Source organism: Humidesulfovibrio sp. (assembly GCF_030689645.1).
Classification (GTDB): domain Bacteria; phylum Desulfobacterota; class Desulfovibrionia; order Desulfovibrionales; family Desulfovibrionaceae; genus Humidesulfovibrio.
Map to the genome: position 1 here is coordinate 1 of NZ_JAUYFU010000011.1, position 18,706 is coordinate 18,706.

Annotated in this window: 13 protein-coding genes and 1 pseudogene; 6 read left to right on the forward strand and 8 right to left on the reverse strand. The window is 64.4% G+C overall.

The features are described from left to right. Positions 1-356: 356 nt before the first annotated feature. Genes Q8O35_RS01685 through mtgA form a run of 4 tightly spaced genes read right to left on the reverse strand, consistent with a single transcriptional unit; the run spans position 357 to position 3,945 of the window. Positions 357-1,655: a mechanosensitive ion channel family protein gene (locus tag Q8O35_RS01685; protein WP_305569906.1), complete on the reverse strand. Its 1,299-nt coding sequence runs from the start codon at positions 1,653-1,655 to the stop codon at positions 357-359. Between the two features lie 36 nt (positions 1,656-1,691). Continuing rightward, on the reverse strand, positions 1,692-2,591 hold the full coding sequence (locus Q8O35_RS01690) for a UbiA-like polyprenyltransferase (protein WP_305569908.1): 900 nt from the start codon (positions 2,589-2,591) through the stop codon (positions 1,692-1,694). A 10-nt stretch (positions 2,592-2,601) separates the two neighbouring features. Continuing rightward, positions 2,602-3,045 carry a DMT family transporter gene (locus tag Q8O35_RS01695; protein ID WP_305569910.1) on the reverse strand — a complete coding sequence of 148 codons (444 nt, stop codon included), beginning with the start codon at positions 3,043-3,045 and terminating at the stop codon, positions 2,602-2,604. An 18-nt stretch (positions 3,046-3,063) separates the two neighbouring features. Next, on the reverse strand, positions 3,064-3,945 hold the full coding sequence (gene mtgA / locus Q8O35_RS01700) for a monofunctional biosynthetic peptidoglycan transglycosylase (RefSeq protein ID WP_305569912.1): 882 nt from the start codon (positions 3,943-3,945) through the stop codon (positions 3,064-3,066). Between the two features lie 317 nt (positions 3,946-4,262). Between mtgA and glnA the strand changes: the two genes are divergently transcribed. After that, positions 4,263-5,606, forward strand: a complete 1,344-nt coding sequence (gene glnA / locus Q8O35_RS01705; protein WP_305569914.1) for a type I glutamate--ammonia ligase — start codon at positions 4,263-4,265, stop codon at positions 5,604-5,606. A gap of 168 nt (positions 5,607-5,774) precedes the next feature. Here glnA and Q8O35_RS01710 read toward each other — a convergent pair whose 3' ends face one another. After that, positions 5,775-5,975: a heavy-metal-associated domain-containing protein gene (locus Q8O35_RS01710; protein WP_305569916.1), complete on the reverse strand. Its 201-nt coding sequence runs from the start codon at positions 5,973-5,975 to the stop codon at positions 5,775-5,777. A gap of 22 nt (positions 5,976-5,997) precedes the next feature. Beyond that, positions 5,998-8,511 (reverse strand): heavy metal translocating P-type ATPase, encoded by a 2,514-nt coding sequence (locus tag Q8O35_RS01715; RefSeq protein ID WP_305569918.1) that lies wholly within the window; start codon positions 8,509-8,511, stop codon positions 5,998-6,000. 337 nt (positions 8,512-8,848) lie between these two features. Between Q8O35_RS01715 and Q8O35_RS01720 the strand changes: the two are divergent. The 4 genes and pseudogenes from Q8O35_RS01720 to Q8O35_RS01730 all read left to right on the forward strand — a co-directional run. Then, positions 8,849-10,855, forward strand: a pseudogene (locus Q8O35_RS01720) (PAS domain S-box protein); the annotation flags it as partial. 68 nt (positions 10,856-10,923) lie between these two features. Beyond that, the gene (locus tag Q8O35_RS14805; RefSeq protein WP_371133079.1) at positions 10,924-11,031 is read left to right on the forward strand and encodes a hypothetical protein; all 108 of its coding nucleotides are present in this window, start codon (positions 10,924-10,926) and stop codon (positions 11,029-11,031) included. Between the two features lie 133 nt (positions 11,032-11,164). Continuing rightward, positions 11,165-11,662: a hypothetical protein gene (locus Q8O35_RS01725; RefSeq protein ID WP_305569922.1), complete on the forward strand. Its 498-nt coding sequence runs from the start codon at positions 11,165-11,167 to the stop codon at positions 11,660-11,662. 462 nt (positions 11,663-12,124) lie between these two features. Then, a complete protein-coding gene (locus tag Q8O35_RS01730) occupies positions 12,125-14,380 on the forward strand; it encodes a recombinase family protein (protein WP_305569924.1) in 2,256 nt (751 codons plus the stop codon). Positions 14,381-15,438: 1,058 nt separating this feature from the next. Here the strand turns inward: Q8O35_RS01730 and Q8O35_RS01735 are convergent. Both Q8O35_RS01735 and Q8O35_RS01740 read right to left on the reverse strand, forming a co-directional pair. Next, positions 15,439-15,924, reverse strand: coding sequence for a hypothetical protein (locus Q8O35_RS01735; protein WP_305569926.1), 486 nt, complete (start codon positions 15,922-15,924; stop codon positions 15,439-15,441). 3 nt (positions 15,925-15,927) lie between these two features. After that, a complete protein-coding gene (locus tag Q8O35_RS01740; protein ID WP_305569928.1) occupies positions 15,928-17,031 on the reverse strand; it encodes a hypothetical protein in 1,104 nt (367 codons plus the stop codon). Positions 17,032-17,733: 702 nt separating this feature from the next. On the opposite strand from Q8O35_RS01740, the gene Q8O35_RS01745 reads away from it, so the two are divergent. Further along, on the forward strand, positions 17,734-18,706 hold a 973-nt coding region (locus Q8O35_RS01745), incomplete at its 3' end, for a class I SAM-dependent DNA methyltransferase (RefSeq protein ID WP_305569930.1).

An 18,706-nucleotide genomic window follows, 5' to 3' on the forward strand; every position in this document is an offset into this window, starting at 1 on the left:
CCGCTGGCGCAACAAGTACGGCGGCCTCATGCCCTCGCAGGTGAAGCGGCAGAAACAGCTTGAAGAAGAGAATATGCGCTTGAGGAGCCTTCCGTCCGCCCTGGTCCCTACTTGTGCGAGGATGCTGTGCACGAGCCAAACCCGCAACACCTGATATTAGACCCCCCACCAGACGTGGCGTTCCTGCCCGCCTCCGAATGACGTACTCTCAGACGGACGCAAGCCTCGCTACGACGATTGGTCGGGGTGACCATTCCCATTCTGTTCAGGTGTTACATTTAATCTCTTGACCGGGGTTAAGGGACAGCGCCCCCAGCAAAGTTCAGAGACTCCCCGCCCCTGCCCGTAGGCCTTTTCTATTCTGCCCCGCCGCCCAGCATGCGCACTTCGCGCTGCGGGAACGGAATGTTGACGCCGCCCTGCTTGAACGCGTCCCATATGGCGAGCAGCACTTCCCCGCGCACGTTGCCGGTGCCGTTCTCCGGGTCTTCGATCCAGAAACCCACGGCCAGATTCACGCTGGAGTCGCCAAAGGCCGTAAGCATGGCGCTCGGCGCGGGGTCTTTGAGCACGCGCGGCACCGAGAGGGCGGCCTGCTCCATGAGACGCATGGCCGCGCGCGGGTCGCCGCCGTATGAGGTGCCGACCTCGGCGCGCAGCAGGAGGCGCGAATTGCTGTAGCTCAGGTTGATGACCTCGTTGGCGATGAGGCTCTCGTTGGGGATGAGGTAGGCCTTGCCGTCCAGGGTCTCAATGGCTGCATAGCGGGCATTGATCTGGGCGATGCGGCCCTGCACTCCGCCCATTTCGATGACGTCTCCGGGCTTAAGCGACTTGTCCACCAGCAGGATGACGCCGCTCACAAGGTTGGAGAAGATCTTCTGCAAGCCGAAACCGATGCCAACGCCAACCGCGCCGCTGAACACTGTAAGGCTGGTGAGGTCTACGCCCACGGTGGACAGGGTTACGGTGATGGCCAGGGCGTACAGGCCGAAGCGCGCCCCCTTGGCGAACAGGGCCTGGGCCGAGGGCGAGAGTCCTTCAGCCTTGTGCAGGCGGTCGTCCAGGATGCCTGCGCCCAGGCGCGCGGCCTGGATGAGGGCCACGAAAAGCGCCAGCCCCTTCATTATCAGCAGGAGCGATATCCGCGTTCGGCCCACGGACAAGGCCAGGTCGTCCAAAAAGTCCGTGACGACATCAAAGATCCCCAGGGCGTGCGTCACGGCCAGGACCCAGATGACCCAGGCCACGACGCGCCCGAGGAAGCGGCTCTTGATGAGCGCCCCGGCCATATGGGCCACAACCCAAGCCAGGGCGGCAGCGGCGGCGATGGACAACACCTGGTGCGGCAGGTGTGCGTGGCGGGCTGTGGCGTCGACGAAAAGCAGCAGGAGCCCGGCGACTCCTACCCAGGCGCAGCGCCGCAACTCATGCAGAAACGGCGCGATGAGCGCATCGACCTTCCAGCCGGCATCCTCTGCTTGCGGTTTGCGGCCCAGGCCCAAGGCCCGGCACGCCCCCCAGGCTGCAAGGCACACGGCCAAGGCCAGCAGGGCTTGCAATAGGGCGGCCCGGCTGGTCAGGTGCTGCTGCACCCACAGCAGGCCCCGTTCGAGCCACTCCGTCGTATCACCGGAAAAAACTATCTCCGCCATGGGCAAATCTCCTTGCGGCGCGCAGGTCGCCGGGCGCTATCGGGAAAACAACCAGGGAGACCCCAGGGAGAGGTCTGCCCAGGCCCCCAGGAACACGCACACCGCAATGACTCCGTTCAGGGTGAAGAAGGCCACGTTGATGCGCGAAAGGTCGTCGGGCTTGATGAGCTTGTGCTCCCACACCAGCACGCCGCCGATGACGAGAGCGACTGCCAAAAACAGGAGCCCCAGGCCCGCCGAGGCACCGGCCATGGGAAAGAGAACGGCGGCGGAGGCGTGGGTGGCGGCGGCGGTGAACAGCGCGCGGGGCACGCCCAGGTGCGCAGGCAGGGAGAAGAGCCCCTGAGAACGGTCGAACTCCGCGTCCTGGCAGGCGTAGAGAATGTCGAACCCGGCAACCCAGAGGCTGACGGCGAAGAACAACAGCACCGCAGGGTAGCCCAGAGACGAAGGCGAGACCGCCAGCCATCCGGCCACCGGGGCCAGGCCCAGCACGCTGCCCAGGGCAAAGTGGCACAGGGGGGTGAAGCGCTTGGTGTGGCTGTAGAATCCGCTCCAGAACAGCGCCACGGGCGAGAGCAGGAAACAGGTGCTGTTCATGGCCGCGCAGGCCGTGGTGAAGACCAGCGCGCAGGCGAAGATGAAACGCTTGGTGAAGGCTACGGACAGCTCTCCCGTCACCAGGGGGCGGCCCTTGGTGCGCGGGTTCAGGCTGTCGATGTCCAGGTCGGCCAGGCGGTTGAAGGCCATGGCAAAGGAGCGCACGGCCACCATGGCGATGGTAAGCGGCACCAGCACGCGCCAGGAGGGCATGGTCCAGTCCGGGCCTGCGCCCTGGGCCAGAAAGGCTCCGGTGAAGGCGAAGGGCAGGGCGAACACCGAGTGCTCGATCTTGATCATGCGGCACACGGCCAGGGTGTCGCGGAGGATGGTCATGGGTGTTCCTTTAGTATTCGTTGACGAGGATGGCCCCGAAGAACAACAGCAGCACGCCGGCCATGCGCGGCCAGGAGACCTCGCGCACCGCGAACCCAAGGGCCCCGGTGTGATCCAGCAGCACCGAGCCGATGAGCTGCCCGGCGATGATCCAGGCCATGAGGCCCGTTGCTCCCAGCTTGAAGGCCAGAATGATGGTGACGGCCACGAAGAACGCGCCAAAGGCGCCGCCGAACCACGTCCACCAGGGGGCCGAGGCTGCTGCGGCCATGCTGGGCCAGGGGGTGCGCGTCACCAGGATGAAGGCCAGCAGGGCCAGGGAGCCCACGCAGAAGCTCACCAGAGAGGCCATGACAGGCTCGCCCAGGTATTCGCGCAGGCGCGCGTTGATTCCCGCCTGCACAGGCATAAGAGCTCCGGCAACCAGAGCGGTGAGCATGATCATTGGACGCATGGGCTCTCCTTCGCTGCCTCAGGGGCTGGCCGGGGCTGCTTCCGGCGCGGCTGATTTGTCGGGCGCGGGCTCCGGGGCTGGAGCTGCCGGAACCGGCGCAGGGGCGCCCTGGGAATCGGAAGCGTTGCCGCCAGCCGGGGCATCGGCCAGGGGTGCTGCTGGCTGCACAGATTCGTCCTTGCCGTCCATGACCTCCTGAAAGCCCTCCACGGCCACTCCGCGGCGCACCATGATTGAATGGATGAGGTTCGAGCGGAAGGTGACGTATTTCTGGTCCCCCACGGCGCTGAAACGGATGGGGTTGGGCAGGACAGAAGCCAGGCGCGCGGCCTCCATGCTGGTGAGGGCGCTGGCGGGCTTGTGGAAATAATGCCGCGCTGCGGCCTCGATGCCGAAGATGCCGTCGCCCCACTCGGCCACGTTGACGTACAGCTCCAGGATGCGGCGCTTGGACAGGGTCTGCTCCATGCGCCAGGTGAGGATGGCCTCCTTGGCCTTTCTGGTCAGGCTCTTTTCGGGCGAGAGGAACAGGTTCTTGGTCAACTGCTGGCTGATGGTGCTGGCCCCAGCGGCGAAGCGGCCCTGCTTCAGGTTCTTCTCAAAGGCCTGCTCCAGGGCCTCGTAGTCGAAGCCTTCGTGCTGATAGAACTTGTCGTCCTCGCCGATGAGTATAGCCTTGATGAGCAGGGGCGACACCTGATTCAAGGACACCCAGCGCTGGGTGATCTTCTTCTTTTCGCCCTTTTCGGCCCACTGGGCCTCGCGCCACTCCATGAACGCCGTTTTGCCGGGATTTTTCTTGGCCAATTCGCCCACGTCCGGGTAGACGAAGAACGAGGCCAGATAAGCCAGGCCGACAAAAACTGCGAGAACCGCAAGTTTCATGATCCGCGTGCGCACTGCTGCTCCTTGGTTGCCATGGGGAAAGCATGCCCTGTTTAGCCCGAAAGCGGGCGGGCGTCCATTCCCCCCGGCCAAGCGGCGCGCCAGGTGGTGCGAACCAGGAGGCTTCCCCGCAGGAGGCGTTAAGCGGGGCGACCGCTGCCGCGGCGCAAAGCTTTACAGATTTATGCAGCGCGGCTAGAATCAAGAAAGCCTGCAAATACCCCCGCTGGCGCAGGCCCGACGCCGGAGGCGACGCGGCCAACGCGAACAGCCCGCGCAGGCGCGGCACGCATCGAACAACGCGTTCTACAACGCATCCAAGGAGGCGACCCATGGATACCCCTATCTTCAATTGCAAAAACGCCGACGACGTGCTCAAGGCCGTCAAGGAATATGACATCAGCTTCGTCCAGTTCTGGTTCGTCGACATCCTGGGCACCCTCAAGAGCTTTCAGGTGACCCCGCGCGAGCTTGAGGCCGCCTTCGAGGAGGGCATGGGCTTCGACGGCTCGTCCATCCTGGGCTTCGCCCGCGTGGAGGAGTCGGACATGATCGCCATGCCCGACCCCACCACCTTCCAGGTGCTGGCCTGGCGTCCCAGCGAGCGCCCGGTGGCGCGCATGTTCTGCGACATCCACACCCCGGACGGCCAGCCCTACGCAGCGGACTCGCGCTATTGCCTGCGCCGCGTGCTGCGCAAGTGCGCCGAAAAGGGCTACACCTACTACTGTGGCCCGGAACTGGAGTTCTTTCTCTTCGGCAACGACCGCGCCACAGAGCCCCTGGACCAGGGCGGCTACTTCGACGCCCCGCCGCTGGACCTGGGCAACAACATCCGCCGCGACATCATCTTCGCCCTGGAAAAGATGGGCGTGGCCATCGAGTACAGCCACCACGAGGTGGCCCCCAGCCAGCACGAGATCGACATGCGCTACGCCGAGGCCCTGAAAATGGCCGACATCACCATGACCTACCGCGTGGTGGTGAAAGAGGTGGCGCGCAAGCACGGGGCTTACGCCACCTTCATGCCCAAGCCTATTTACGGCCAGAACGGCTCGGGCATGCACGTGCACCAGTCGCTGTTCAAGAACGGCAAAAACCTCTTCTTCGATCCATCGGACAAGTATCACCTCTCGCCCGATGGCAAGAGCTACATCGCGGGCATTCTGAAACACGCGCGCGAGTTCGCCTGCGTCACCAACCAGTGGGTGAACAGCTACAAGCGCCTGGTGCCCGGCTACGAGGCCCCGGTGTATGTGGCCTGGGCACGGCGCAACCGCTCCGCCCTGGTGCGGGTGCCCATGTACAAGCCCGGCAAAGAGGCCGCCACCCGCATGGAGCTGCGCTGCCCGGACCCTGCCGCCAACCCGTACCTCACCTTCGCCGTCATGCTGGCCGCAGGCCTGAAGGGCATGGAGCAAAACTACGTGCTGCCCGAGCCCGTCGAGGCCGACATCTTCCACATGGATCAGGCCGCCCTGGACAAGCACGGCATCACCTCCCTGCCCGGCAGCCTGTTCGAGGCGGCGGAGGAGATGAAAAAGAGCGAGCTGGTGCGCGAAACCCTGGGCGACCACATCTTCACCAAGCTTTACGAAAACAAGATCATGGAATGGGACCGCTATCGCACGCAGGTGACGCAGTACGAAATCGACCGCTACCTGCCGGTGCTCTAGGCGCAGGCAGGCAACTGCCCCCCATCCCCCCACAAGCAATAGGGCCGGGGTTCGAGCGCATACTCGAACCCCGGCCCTATTCTTTGCCCCTTGGGGCATGCCGATTATCGTGCAGTGCAGGCAAGCGCCTTTGGGAAAGGCTGCCCAGCCTATCGCGGCAGCAGGGCCCTACCCCACCACCTCAAAGCCGATCTTCTCGATGGCCTTCTTCACCACCGCCGGGTCCAGGGGCTCGGCGGACTCAAAGGCGGCCTTGCCGGAAAGCAGGTCCACGCTGACGCCCGTCACGCCCGGCAGCGACTGAAGGGCCTTTGTCACGGACATGACGCAATGGTTGCAACTCATTCCCTTCACGGTGATGGCGGGCATGGGCGGTCTCCTTTGTTTCGAGTTAGGGGTTGAAAAAACGCAAGCGCAAGGCGTTGCCAACAACTGTGACCGAGGACAGGCCCATGGCCGTGCCTGCAAGCATGGGATTCAGCGTTGGTCCGCCGAAGGCGAACAGAAGCCCGGCGGCCACAGGGATGCCGATGGAGTTGAAGGCGAAGGCCCAGAACAGGTTCTGGTGAATATTCTTCATGGCCGCGCGGGAGAGCGCAAGGGCCGTGAGCACCCCGGAGAGCCCGCCGGACAGGAGCACCATGTCGCCGCTCTCCACTGCGGCGTCGATGCCCGAGCCCATGGCCAGGCCCACGTCCGCACCCGCCAGGGCCGGTGCGTCGTTTATGCCGTCGCCCACCATGATGACGCTCCTGCCCGTGCCCGCGAACTCAGCCCGCAGCACCTCCACTATCTTGGCCTTGCCGTCTGGCAACACCTCGGCCACGATGTTCGTGATCCCGGCGCGTGCGGCGATGGCCTTGGCCGTGCGGCCGTTGTCGCCGGTGAGCATGACCACATGCAGGCCCTGAGCCTTGAGCTTGGCCAGCACTTCCGGGGTTTCGGGCCGCAGGGTGTCGGCCACGGCCAGGATGGCGGCTGGAGTTCCGTCCACCTCAAGACACAGGGGAGTTTGGCCCTGGTCGGCCATGCGCGACACGGCCTCGCCGAGCACGTCAGCGGCAAAGCTTGGGCCAGCGAAGCCTGCGCTGCCCAGGCGCACCGCATGGCCGGAAACTTGGGCCTCAATGCCCTGGCCCGGCAAAGCCTGGAATGATTCTGGCGTGGGCGCGCCGATGCCGCGCCGGGCCGCCTCGTTCAGCACGGCCTGGGCCAGCGGATGCTCGGAGCGGCTCTCTGCCCCGGCGGCCAGGGCCAGCAGTTCGGCTTCCGGCAGGGAGCACCCCGGCGCCACGAACAGCTCCACCAGCTCAGGCTTGCCGAAGGTCAGGGTGCCGGTCTTGTCAAAGATGACCACACCAACGTCGCTGGCCATTTGCAGGGCTTCGCCGCTCTTGATGAGCACGCCGAGCTGCGCGCCGCGTCCGGTGGCCACCATGATGGACATTGGCGTTGCCAGGCCCATGGCGCACGGGCAGGCGATGACCAGCACCGCCGTGAAGATCTTGAGGGCGAAGGGTGCTCCGGCTCCGGCCAGCAGCCAGCCCAGCCCCGCCAGAACGGCAATTCCCATGACAGCGGGCACGAATACCGCGCTGATTTTGTCCGCCAGATTCGCGATGGGCGCCTTGGAGCCCTGGGCCTGCTGCACCATGTCCACGATGCGCGCCAGCATGGTGTCCTCGCCGGTCTTGTCGGCGCGGATGGTCAGCGCGCCCGAGCCGTTCAAGGTTCCCGCAGCCACGCGGTCGCCCGCGCCCTTGGCCACGGGCAGGCTCTCGCCTGTGAGCATGCTCTCGTCCACCCCGCCGGATCCGGAGAGCACCACGCCGTCCACGGGCAGGCGCTCGCCCGGCCGCACCAGCACAGTATCGCCGGGGATGACCTCGGCGGCGGGCACCTTGGCTTCCTCAGGCCCCAGCTGGCCCTGCCGGATGACCGTGGCTGTGTCCGGGGCCAGGGACAAAAGCGCCCGCACCGCGCCCGTGGTCTTGAGCCGCGAGCGCGCCTCCAGGTACTTGCCGAGAGAAATCATGGCCAAAAGCACGGCTGCCGACTCGTAATACAGATCATGGGCGCGGTGCGCGGGCATATCGCCCAGAAGAATAAACGCGGTGTTCCATAGGCTGTGCAGGAAGGCCGCGCCCGTGCCCACGGCCACCAAAGTGTCCATGCTGGGAGCGCGGCGGAGAAGCGCCGGGATGCCGCGAAGATAAAACCCGCGCCCGGCCACAAGCACCGGCAGGGTGAGGGCAAGCTGCGCCAGGGCGAAGGCGGCGGGGCTCGTTTCCGGGTGCAGAAACCCAGGCAGCGGCAGGCCGAACATGTGGCCCATGGACAGCACGAGCAGGGGCAGGGCAAAGGCGAAAGCCGGGATGAGCTCGCGCCGCTGCGCGAGCAGACGCTCTTCGGCCTCGCGGCGGCGCTCCTCAAACTGTGCGGCCGAGCGCGACACCACCTGGGCGCCAAACCCGGCGTCTTTGATGAGCTGGAGGAGGGCGGCAGGACGCACCATGCTGGGGTCATAGATGACGGCGGCGCTCTCAGTCGCAAGGTTCACGCTGGCCTCGGCCACGCCGACGGCGTTTTTCAGCACGCTCTCAATGCGCGAGGAGCAAGCCGCGCAGCTCATGCCGGAAAGGGCCAGGTGCAGGGTGGCGGCATTCGGCGACTGAATCTCTGGCGCGTCGAAGACCCCTTCGAAGCCCGCGTCGGCGATGGCCTGGGCCATGGCCTCCGGGCTGTCCTGGGCCGGATCGTAGACCACCTCCAGGCTCTCGGCCCCAAGATTCACATCCGCGCGGGAAATCCCGGCGCGTCCCCGCAGGATGCGCTCGATGCGCGCCGAACAGGCTGCGCAATGCATGCCCTTTATGCGCGCCCGCGCCAAAATCTCCTGGGCCATGCGTCCTCCCGCGTGATTGTTACATGGGCTCTTTGCGAAAACGTAATCTCAAGGGCAAGCATGTAAAGGCAACGCCCTGGATTTTTCTACGCCCGCCCAGACAACGCCGCAAGACCCTGCGCCACCCATTCCGCCATTGCCTCTTATTTCTGGCTTTGGTAAATGAAGGAATGCCCCCGTGATCAAAAGGAGCCCCGTGCGACAGTACCAAGCGCAGCCCCCACCACAGCCCGCATCAACAGACGGACCCCGCACAGCCCTGGTGCTTGCCTGGGCCATATCCGCCTTGCCCCTTGCCGGATGCACCGCCCCCTCCGGCCTGTTCACCCCGCACCCCATGCTGGACCTGGCTCTTGGCTTGGCGCTGGCTCTGGCCCTTGGCGGACTGGCGTTGGTCCTGCGCCGCAGCCAGGTTCGGCTGCGCAGCCTGGAGCAGCTCTGCGCCAGCACCGAGGCCGATCAAACTCGCGGCCGACTTGCCGGGGTGCTCCGCGCCGCCAGCCGCATCTCCATCATCTCCACCGACATCCGCGGCGTCATCCAGGTTTTCAACAGCGGCGCAGAGCGTATGCTGGGCTACAGCGCCCACGAGCTGCGGGGGAAGGCCACAGCGGCGACCTTGCACCTGCCTGCGGAGGTGGAGGCTTATGGCCGGGAACTCTCGGAACGTCTGGGACAGCACGTGGCCGGATTCGACGTCTTCGTTGTTCTGGCCCGTGAGGGCGGCCCACAGGGATTCGACGCGCGCGAATGGACCTACGTTCGCAAGGATGGCGGCCTTGTGCCCGTGCACCTAACCGTCACCGGCATCTATTCCGATTCCGGCGAACTTGAAGGTTTTTTGGGCGTGGCCCTGGACCTTTCAGCCAGCAAGGCTCTGGAGGCGGATCTGCGCCAGGCGCAGGTGAGCGTGGACAACGCTGGCGACATGATCTTCTGGGCCAGGGCCGACGACGCGCGGCTGGTCTATGCCAACCAGGCGGCCTGCGACCTTCTGGGCTACAGCCGCAACGATTTTCTGAACATGCAGGTCATGGACATGAACCCCAACCGCACCCTGGAAAGCTGGCGTGAGCACAGCGATCTGGCGCGCAGACTGGGCCGCACCACCCAGGAGACTACCTTCCGCCGCAAGGACGGCTCCATCGTCCCGGTAGAGAGCACCTCCTCGCTGGTGGAGCACGGCGGAGTTGAATACACGCTGGGCATCATCCGCGACATCAGCCAGCGCAAGGCGGCGGAGGAAACCCTGAGCCGCGAGACGCGGCTGAACCGATCGCTGGCCGAGGCTGCGCGCACGCTTATCGGGCCTGCGCCCGACATGGCCGCAGTTGCCGAATTGCTGCTGAACCGCGCCTGCGAACTTACCGGGAGCCGCCTCGGCTACGTCGCCTTTGTTGACCAAAACACCGGCGAAATTGCCCCGCGCGCCCTGGCCTCCTTGACCTCTGGCGGCCAGTGCGCGCTCGGCAGCCTGCCGATAACATTCCCGATTGAAAAGGACGGCAGTTATCGCGGCCTTTGGGGCCATAGCCTGAACACCCGCCAGGGCTTCTACGAAAACAACCCTGCGGCTCACCCCAGCGCAGTGGGCCTGCCCGCGGGCCATGTGCCCATTGAGCGCCTGCTCTCCGTGCCTGCGGTGAGCAAAGGCCACCTGGTGGGCCAGATCGCCCTGGCCAACCCCAGGCGGGACTACACCCAGGCCGACCTGGACACTGTGGCCGCCCTGGCCGACATTTTCGCCCTTGGCGTGGAGCAGATCCTCGCCCAGCAAGGCATCTTGCGAGCAAAAGAGGAGGCGGAATCGTCCAGCCGCGCCAAAAGCGACTTCCTGGCCAACATGACCCATGAGGTGCGCACCCCCCTGAACGGCGTACTGGGAATGCTCCAGGTGCTCCAAAGCACAGACCTTACGCAAGAACAGCAGGACTACGCCGCCGTGGCCCTGGAGTCCGCCGAACGCCTGAACCTGCTCCTGGGCAACGTCATCGAGTACGCGCGCCTGGAAAATGCCGGGCCAGAGACCGAGTGCCTGCCTTTCCCGCCCACAGACCTGCTGAACTCGCTGCGGGCCGAGTTCGAACAGCAGGCCATGTCCAGGGGGCTGGCCTTCACCGTGCGCCACGCGACGAACCTGCCGGAACTCGTACACTCCGACCCACAGGCCCTGCGCCAAGCCCTTGCGAAACTGCTGGACAACGCCCTCAAGTTTACGCCAGAAGGCGCGGTGCTGCTGGAAGCCGGACCGGACCCGCACAACACGGCCCGGCTCCAGTTCCGCGTGGAGGACACAGGCATCGGCATCCCGCCCGACAAGCGCCAGCAGGTCTTTGAAGCCTTTGTGCAGGCCGACGCAAGCGTGACCCGCACCTATGCGGCGCGGGCCTGGGCCTGGCCATCGCGCGCAGGCTGGCCGAACGCCTTGGCGCGACCCTGGAAGCCCAGGAACGACCCGGCGGCGGCACCGTCATGCTTCTGACCATGAACGCAGACTGCGTCGCGGCCAAGGCCCGCTAGACTGCGGCGCCAGAACGAATCCCAAAGCTTGGACCGATATTTGCTTCCCCCTTAGCGGGGGCGCAAGCCGCCACGGACCCTGCCCTGCAGTCGTTCGCTGGACAACAAGACCGCCCCCCCAAGGAGGCACCCCATGACCCGGCACCTCACCACCGCCGTGCTGACGGCCCTGGCCGCGGCCCTGGTTTGCTCGCTCGCCGCCCTGGCCGCCCAGGCCAGCGAACTGAGCGACCTCAAAAGCACCGCCACGCCCGGCGAATATCGCGCCGAGGTGGCGCGCATAGTCGTCACCGACCAGGAATACCTAAAGCGCCTGGAAGACCAGAGCCGCCCCGTAGGCCTGCTCACCGTCACCGCATATAACGCCGAATCTTCGCAGACCGATTCCGACCCGGAAATCGCCGCCTCCATGCGTCGCGTGCGGCCCGGAACCATCGCCGTTTCGCGCGACCTGTTCGACAAGGGCTGGGTGTTCGGACGCAAGGTGCGCATCGAAGGCCTCGGCATCTTCGAAATCAACGACCTCATGGCCGCGCGGCACGACAAGGCCATCGACATCTTTCTCGGCAACAACCAGCAGGCCCACGCCTTCGGCAAGCGCCGCGCCCGCGTCGCGCTGCTGAGTATTTAGGAAAGCGGGGCTCTGCCCCAGACCCCGCCAGGGGGTATGCACCCCCTGGACCCGCAGGGCAATCGAAAGGGCCTGGTCCGAGCAGCAGCTCGGACCAGGCCCTTTCGATTGCAGGGGTGGGGTGGTGCTATACTGGACACGAAGAGCCAATAGTTGCCCTAGACAACCATCTCCGGGCATCTCACGAGAGCCTTTTGACTGCTCGTCCACAGCCGCCTTTCGCCTCCCCAAAAGCATTCCGCCGGATGGCCTGCCCGGCTTTGCGGGCGGACCATCCGGCGGCACAGGGAGTCCAGAGGGCGCATGCCCTCTGGCGGGGAGCGGGAAAGAAATATCTTACCCAAAGCGAAACAAACTTTGCCAGCAATTTCTGGCAATTGTCGCTTTGGGCGTCGCCAGGCCCCCCTCTGACCCCCCTGAAAGTCCTGGCCTCATCAGAAATAGCCGGCGCAGGATGCTCTCATGAAAACTACACACCCATCCACTCCCACGGCGTCACTGGCGTATATCTACATCAGACTCTCGTCGCAAGCGCAAGCCTGGGGCGACGGCGAACGTCGGCAGCACGACGCCGCCGTGCGATTCGTCGAAACCCATAGCCTGCCGGTTGCCGAGACCTTGCAAGACATCGGCGTGTCGGCATTTCGTGGCGACAACGCCTTGACAGGCGAACTCGGCCGCTTCCTGCAGCGATGCGAGAGCGGTGAAGTGCCGCCGGGCTCAGTGCTTGTCGCGGAATCCCTTGACCGCCTGACCCGCAATCGTGTGAACGAAGCGCTGCTGTTGTTGCTCAACATCACCCAGCGTGGCGTCAAGATCGGACTCACCGCCCAGAACGTGATTCTCGATCTCGCCTCCTACGCCGCGTTCTTCCCCATCCTCGCCGATATGATGCGGTCAAACAGTGAGTCGGAGCACAAGTCGTTTAGATCCCGGGCAAACTGGCAGACGAAGCGCAAGCTTGCGAAAGATGGAGTCATCGCGACAAGCCAAGTGCCGCGCTGGCTTGAAGTTCGCGATGGCAAAATCCACGTGCTCGAAGAGCGCGCCCAGCTCGTGCGTCGGATATTCGAAATGTACGTTGGAGGATACGGTCGCGGCGTCATCGTTCGGACTCTGCGCAAGGAGGGCATTCCGGCCTGGAACACGAGGACGACCCTCTGGCACGAAAGCTACATCAACAAACTCCTGTGCAATCGTGCGGTTGTCGGCGACTACATCGCCGAGTTCAAGACCGAAGAAGGCGGTATGGGCCAGGAAGTCATTACGGGGTACTACCCTGAAATTGTTGACATGGCGTTGTTCGACCGTGTTCAAGACATGGCGTTTCTTCGCAAGAAAGGGCAGCGAGGCAGGAAGGGCAAGAAGTTCGCGAATCTCTTCCAGAAATTGGCTAGGTGCTCGGTGTGTGGTGGCACAATGGGTTATCACAACGCCACCGTGGACAAGACGAGAAAGGGCGGCGTCAGGCCGTGGGCGCACTACCTGACATGCAACTCAGCGCACGCGGGGCACGGCTGTTCGAACAGGCGATACTTCAACTACCTGTATCTTGAGAACTTCGTGCTTTCCGGGACCATCGACGATCTCGACATCGTCGCGGCCGCCGGCATCCACGCTGCCGTCATGAAGCAACACGTGGATCGCGTCGCCTCGCTCGAAGCACAACTGGACCATGCTGACGCTTCGATCCAGTTGCACGTGTCGTTGCTCACGAAGAATGACCTCGCGGGACTTGAGGAGTTGGGGCAGCAGCTTGCCGAATTGAAACGGCAACGTGACGGTCTGCGAGCTGATTTGGCCTTGGCGCGCGCCGAAGCGACTGCGGCGCGGCAGGCGGCTGAAGACTCCAGGCAATTCCGTGAGCGCTCGGGCGCCGCCGCGCTTTCGCCGGACACTGGCCTGCCGGAATACGTCGACATGTCTGACGAAGCAATTTACGCGCGCCGCGCGCGCATCGCCCTGCAGATGCGGAGCGTCAGCGATTCCATCACGTGCAGCCCGGATCACACGGTCAAGATTGTGATGAAGACCGGCACGACGTTCGAGCTTGTCGAACGGGAATGGATCTGCACGAAGCACGGCCCGCTTACGCCTGCGGGCAAGCCGGCGGTCGCACGCTTCTTCGTTGGCCGCGCGACGTGGCAGATCGGATTGCAAGAGGAGACGCCAGCGACAGAAAATGAGAAGGCTTGCTGCGCGAACTCCGACACCGGCCATTCCTGCGGCGCCGCCAAGGGCAAGAGACGCCCTGACGCCACAAACAAGAGGCCCCGGAGCGCTGCCACTCCGGAGCCTCATGAACTCTGCCGGAAAATGCCGAGTTTACTCGGTCGGCACCGGGTCCATCCAATGCTCAAAGAATGGGCGCAGGAACATGTGGTCGGCGCTGACGCGCCTGCCGGACCGGGTCACGGCGTTCTTCCAGATGACAATGTGGACAGTGGGGCCGGGCTTGAGCGACAGCGCTTCGCTTCCCGGGTGCTTGCCGAGGAACCGCAAGACGAGCTCCGGCGTGAGAGCGACGTGCTGACGCTTCGGGAACGTGGCTTCCATTCGTGCCGCGGACCGCTTTGCTTTTTCGTCAGGAGCAGCGGGCAGCCAGTCTGTCCAGGCGGCGGCGTTCCGGCGCACGAAGCGTTCGGCGAGGGCGTCGGGGTATGCGGCGGCGAGGATCACGCCAGCGGAGTTCACGAACGAAAGGATGGCGCTGGATGAGTTCCGCCCGAAGTCGCCGTTCTCCCAGAGCAAGCCGATGGGGCGAAACGGCGGCTTGAGCGGGTCCACGGACGGGACGAGCATGCCGTGCGTACTGGACAGCCGGGCCACCACATCGCCGCCCGCCGTTGGCCATGCGCTGTAGTTGTCCATGCCGTCCGCGAGCCGGAGCGACCTGTAGTCAAACAGCGCTCCGGCGGCCTCCATGTCGAAGTTCGCGGCGGCGGCCTCATCGAGCGCTCGTATGAGTGCATTGTCGTCGGTCAGCTCGCGGGCGTTGGCGATGCTGCGCGTCTGCAGCCGCAGGTTGTCGCGCACAGCGGTCCGGAACACGCGCCCCTTGCGGTCGCGGCAGCCAACAAGCCGCACCTGGCCGTCGATCTCGACCACCAGCCACCGGGTTTGCACCGCACGGCAAGGCGCACCGGTGCGGCGGGACAGTGCGGGAACGACAATGCCATGTGATAGGGTGAGCAGAAATCTTGGGGCCGACGACTGGTGGATCATGGTGCTTCTCCTGTTACGGTGAAAAGGGATCCATGATCTCTCGAAATATGTTTCCAAAATCAAGCCCGTTGAAGTCTATATTCGAGGACTTCGAGTCCCTTGAATTCCTAGCGATTTCCGAACCCTCGAAAATAATTTGCTGGTCGTTTCCAGGGCAGGCGAAGGGCAAACCACTCCATCACTCCAAACCACGGCAAACGAACAGGAGCTTGCGTTCCCATGCTTACGGCGCAGCCAGAGGCTCGCCAGGCATTGGAACATGCGGAAAGGCCTGTTCGGCCTGGCCAGACGGTTGGCGGCGGCAAACCGGACTGCATGCCTGGCGTTCTGCGCCAACGCTTGCGCGGAGAATGTCCAATGGGGCGGTGGTGTTTGGCCGGGAGAGGGGCTTTACGACCTTCGGGAAAGTGTTTGGGAGGGTGAGCTGCCGAGAGTTCAGCCGTCAGAGCGCGCTGCAGGGTGAAGCTCCTGACGAAGAGCGCCAGCAGGCCGAACAGCACAAGCAGTAGAAAAAGAATGGCGAGCGTCGGCATCAGAACAGACCGAGCGCGTTACGGTTGCGGCTGGCCGTTACCGTCACCGGGCTCCAATTCGCCCCACAGCCTCCGCAGGTATGACGGCGAGACCTGGACGCGCAGCTGCTTCGAGAAGTAACGTGCGATGAGCCGGAATCCCAGGCCTTGGCCGTGGAGCTCACGCACAAGCGCCCACCGGTGAAGTACCTTGTCGCGCAGGGGCGATGGACGCTCCTCACGAAGGTTTCGGGCGCGGGACTCGCGCACGCGCTGAAAATCCTCGAATTGCTCCGGCCCGGCGGCTCGGTAGCCGCGCCGGCGGATCGTGTCGAAGCCGAAGCGGCGAATCGCGCCGAGCAAGGCGACGTACGGAGTCGGAGGCTTGGCTGAGGCGCACACGGCAAAAGCCTCTGCCAGGACGCGCTCGCGGTCCGCTTCGGCAAGGCCCGCCAGCCAGCGCAACGCACGGGCGCGCTCTTTCGCTGTGTTCAAGCCGGAGGGATGTATCGCGAGTTTTGGCATGGCCTACCTCAAGTACACGTCAACGCTGTCCATGCGGTTGTGCGCGATTTCTGCCGCGACCGCTTGTTTCGCCTCCTCGTGCGACAAGCCGGACTCGACGGCTTCGTGCATGCGCGACTGTGCGAAGCTGTGCTTGAGCCCGTGCGTTCCACGGCCAGGCGCATACTGCCCCGTTGCCCGCGCCGCTGCTTCGACGGCGCGCAGAAAGGTGCGGTATGGAGAAAGGAGCTGGCCGTGCTCCGCAATGTGCGCTTCGAGTTCGCGGTACGTCTCCGGCTTCAGGAAGTGTTCAGTATGCTTGCCGCCCTTCTCCTGGACCGTGATGCGCCCGGCGGCTTCACCGGAGACCGGGTCTGTGCCCATGCCGAGCAGGTTGGCGACCGTGAGCGGGTTGCTGCCGCGCGCTGGAGCGCCGACGCCTTCCGCCCTGCAGCCTGTTTCGCCCATGAGCTTCGCCTGGAGCCGGAGGCCTCCATCAGGAATTGCGGCATAGAGCCCTTCCGGGTCGGGATACGCGCGAGTCGTATAGCCGCCGGAACGCGCCGCCAGTTCTGTACGCCACTGCGCTTTCTCTTCAGACAGAACAGTGCGGATATCCGCCGCCGACTCGCCGCCATGGCGCTCGGCGTATACGTCGAGCGCATGAGAGAGCTTCGTGAGCGCCGAGATTTCGCGCTCAAGGGTCTGGAACGAGCCACCAGCGTCGCGCAGCGTCTGGCCACGACCTGCGATGTACGTGCGAACAAAGCCGGAGACGCGCTGTGCCTGGCGCAGGTCGCGCATCCCGGCGCGCTGCAGGAACTCCACGAAACGATGGATGTCGCGCCGGTAGACGGTCCAAGTACCGATGCCCCTGATGAAGCGCCGGTCCACAGCTCCTTTCTTTTGCCCGATTGCGCGTATGCCGCCCAAAAGCGCTTCGCCTTGTGAGTGCAGCGACTTCGGCCAACGCTGTGTTCCCATATTCGCTCCGTTCTGCTCTGTGTCCGTTCCGTGGCGCCAGGTTGTCTCTTCTTGTTGAGTAGTGTGCTCTTTCAGCAGGCTGGCCTGCGCGCCGAGCTTGTCGGCATCTGCGCTGGGGAACGTCCCCGGCGCCAGCGGTAGCAACTCCGCCGATCCAATTTCTCTGCAGTTCCTTCAGCAGGTGGTTCCGGACTGGACCGTCCGTGGTTTTGCTCGCGCTATGCGAGCGTTTCTGGGCCTGTGCGGTGACTCAATGGTCGCCACAAACACCTTGGTGGGCACTTCAGCCATCCCGTCGAGCAGGCGACCGTTCACGAAGCGCAATGCTTCGAAGCCCAAAACAAAACAGAGGCACAGAGTAGCCTGCGCCCTGGGCTGAAAAATAATCAAGTGCTGGAGAATGGGTTTTTGAAGGAGGCGGTGAAATTGGCGGGAAAGAAATCCTGTCCGGTTTTGTTGACAGCTCGGGGCAGTCAACAAAACCGGACGCCAGCGGAGGCTTCGCCCGTTAGATCGGATGGGAAGAGTGCGCGCTTCAGTGCGCGGTCATGGTGCGCAGCCCGGTGCGCACACAAAGGCCGCGCTGTGCGCTCCCCCACGCCGTCAACGGCACGGTACGACGCGCGGGCACGCGGTCAAGGTCGCGCCCTGCGCTTCCTTGACCGCGCGCCCTTGCGCGCCGTGAAACCAGCGTGTGCGACGGCGAGGGGGAGCGACGTTTTGCTCTGGCTCAGGGGAGCTGTATCTCAATAGCCCGCCCGCCCATGCGAGCAACGGCTGCACGCCTACGGCCTTGACGATAACGCGAATTTAGCTGACACCGACAGGACTTTCCAGGAGGACTTCATGCCGCGCGGACGACCGAAAAAACAGAACGAACAGGGGCTCTCGGCTCCAGCCACCGCCGCCAACGTCGGCTATGAAGCCCAGCTCTGGCTGATGGCTGACGCATTGCGCGGCAGCATGGATGCCGCCGAATACAAGCACGTCGTCCTCGGCCTCATTTTTCTCAAGTATATCTCCGACGCATTCGAGGAGAAGCACGCCGTTCTTGAGGCTGAAAAAGCGCAAGGCGCCGACCCTGAGGATCCGGACGAGTACCGCGCGGAGAATATCTTCTGGGTGCCGCCCGAGGCCCGCTGGCCGCATCTGAAGGCACAGGCCAAGCAGAGCACCATCGGCCAGCTTGTGGACGACGCCATGACCGGAATCGAGCGTGACAACCCGGCCCTCAAGAGCGTGTTGCCCAAGGACTACGCCCGGCAGGCGCTGGACAAGGCGCGTCTTGGTCAGCTCATCGACCTAATCAGCAATATCAAGGTCGGAGACGCCGAAGCGCGGACCAAGGACGTGCTTGGTCGCATCTACGAATATTTCCTGTCCCAGTTCGCCAGCGCCGAGGGCAAGAAGGGCGGGGAATTCTACACGCCGCGCTGTGTGGTCAAGCTCCTGGTCGAGTTGATCGAGCCCTATCGCGGCCGCGTCTACGACCCCTGCTGCGGCTCCTCCGGCATGTTTGTGCAGTCGATGGAGTTCATCCACGCCCATGCCAACGGCAATGGCAACGGCGGCAAGGCCAAAACCGACCTCTCGATTTACGGCCAGGAGTCGAATTACACCACGTGGCGTCTGGCCAAGATGAACCTCGCCTTGCGCGGCATCGACGGCCAGATTGCCCACGGCGACACTTTCCACAATGACCGCCACCCGGACCTCAAGGCCGACTTCATTCTTGCCAACCCGCCCTTCAACATCTCCGACTGGGGGGGCGAACGGCTGAGGGACGACAAGCGCGGGCAGGTCGGCACCCCGCCCGCAG

Coding starts and splice junctions, on each gene's coding strand:
- Q8O35_RS01685 (WP_305569906.1), bottom strand. CDS start 1,655: ATGGCGGAGATAGTTTTTTCCGGTGATACGACGGAGTGGCTCGAACGG.
- Q8O35_RS01690 (WP_305569908.1), bottom strand. CDS start 2,591: ATGACCATCCTCCGCGACACCCTGGCCGTGTGCCGCATGATCAAGATC.
- Q8O35_RS01695 (WP_305569910.1), bottom strand. CDS start 3,045: ATGCGTCCAATGATCATGCTCACCGCTCTGGTTGCCGGAGCTCTTATG.
- glnA (WP_305569914.1), top strand. CDS start 4,263: ATGGATACCCCTATCTTCAATTGCAAAAACGCCGACGACGTGCTCAAG.
- Q8O35_RS01710 (WP_305569916.1), bottom strand. CDS start 5,975: ATGCCCGCCATCACCGTGAAGGGAATGAGTTGCAACCATTGCGTCATG.
- Q8O35_RS01715 (WP_305569918.1), bottom strand. CDS start 8,511: ATGGCCCAGGAGATTTTGGCGCGGGCGCGCATAAAGGGCATGCATTGC.
- Q8O35_RS01725 (WP_305569922.1), top strand. CDS start 11,165: ATGACCCGGCACCTCACCACCGCCGTGCTGACGGCCCTGGCCGCGGCC.
- Q8O35_RS01730 (WP_305569924.1), top strand. CDS start 12,125: ATGAAAACTACACACCCATCCACTCCCACGGCGTCACTGGCGTATATC.
- Q8O35_RS01735 (WP_305569926.1), bottom strand. CDS start 15,924: ATGCCAAAACTCGCGATACATCCCTCCGGCTTGAACACAGCGAAAGAG.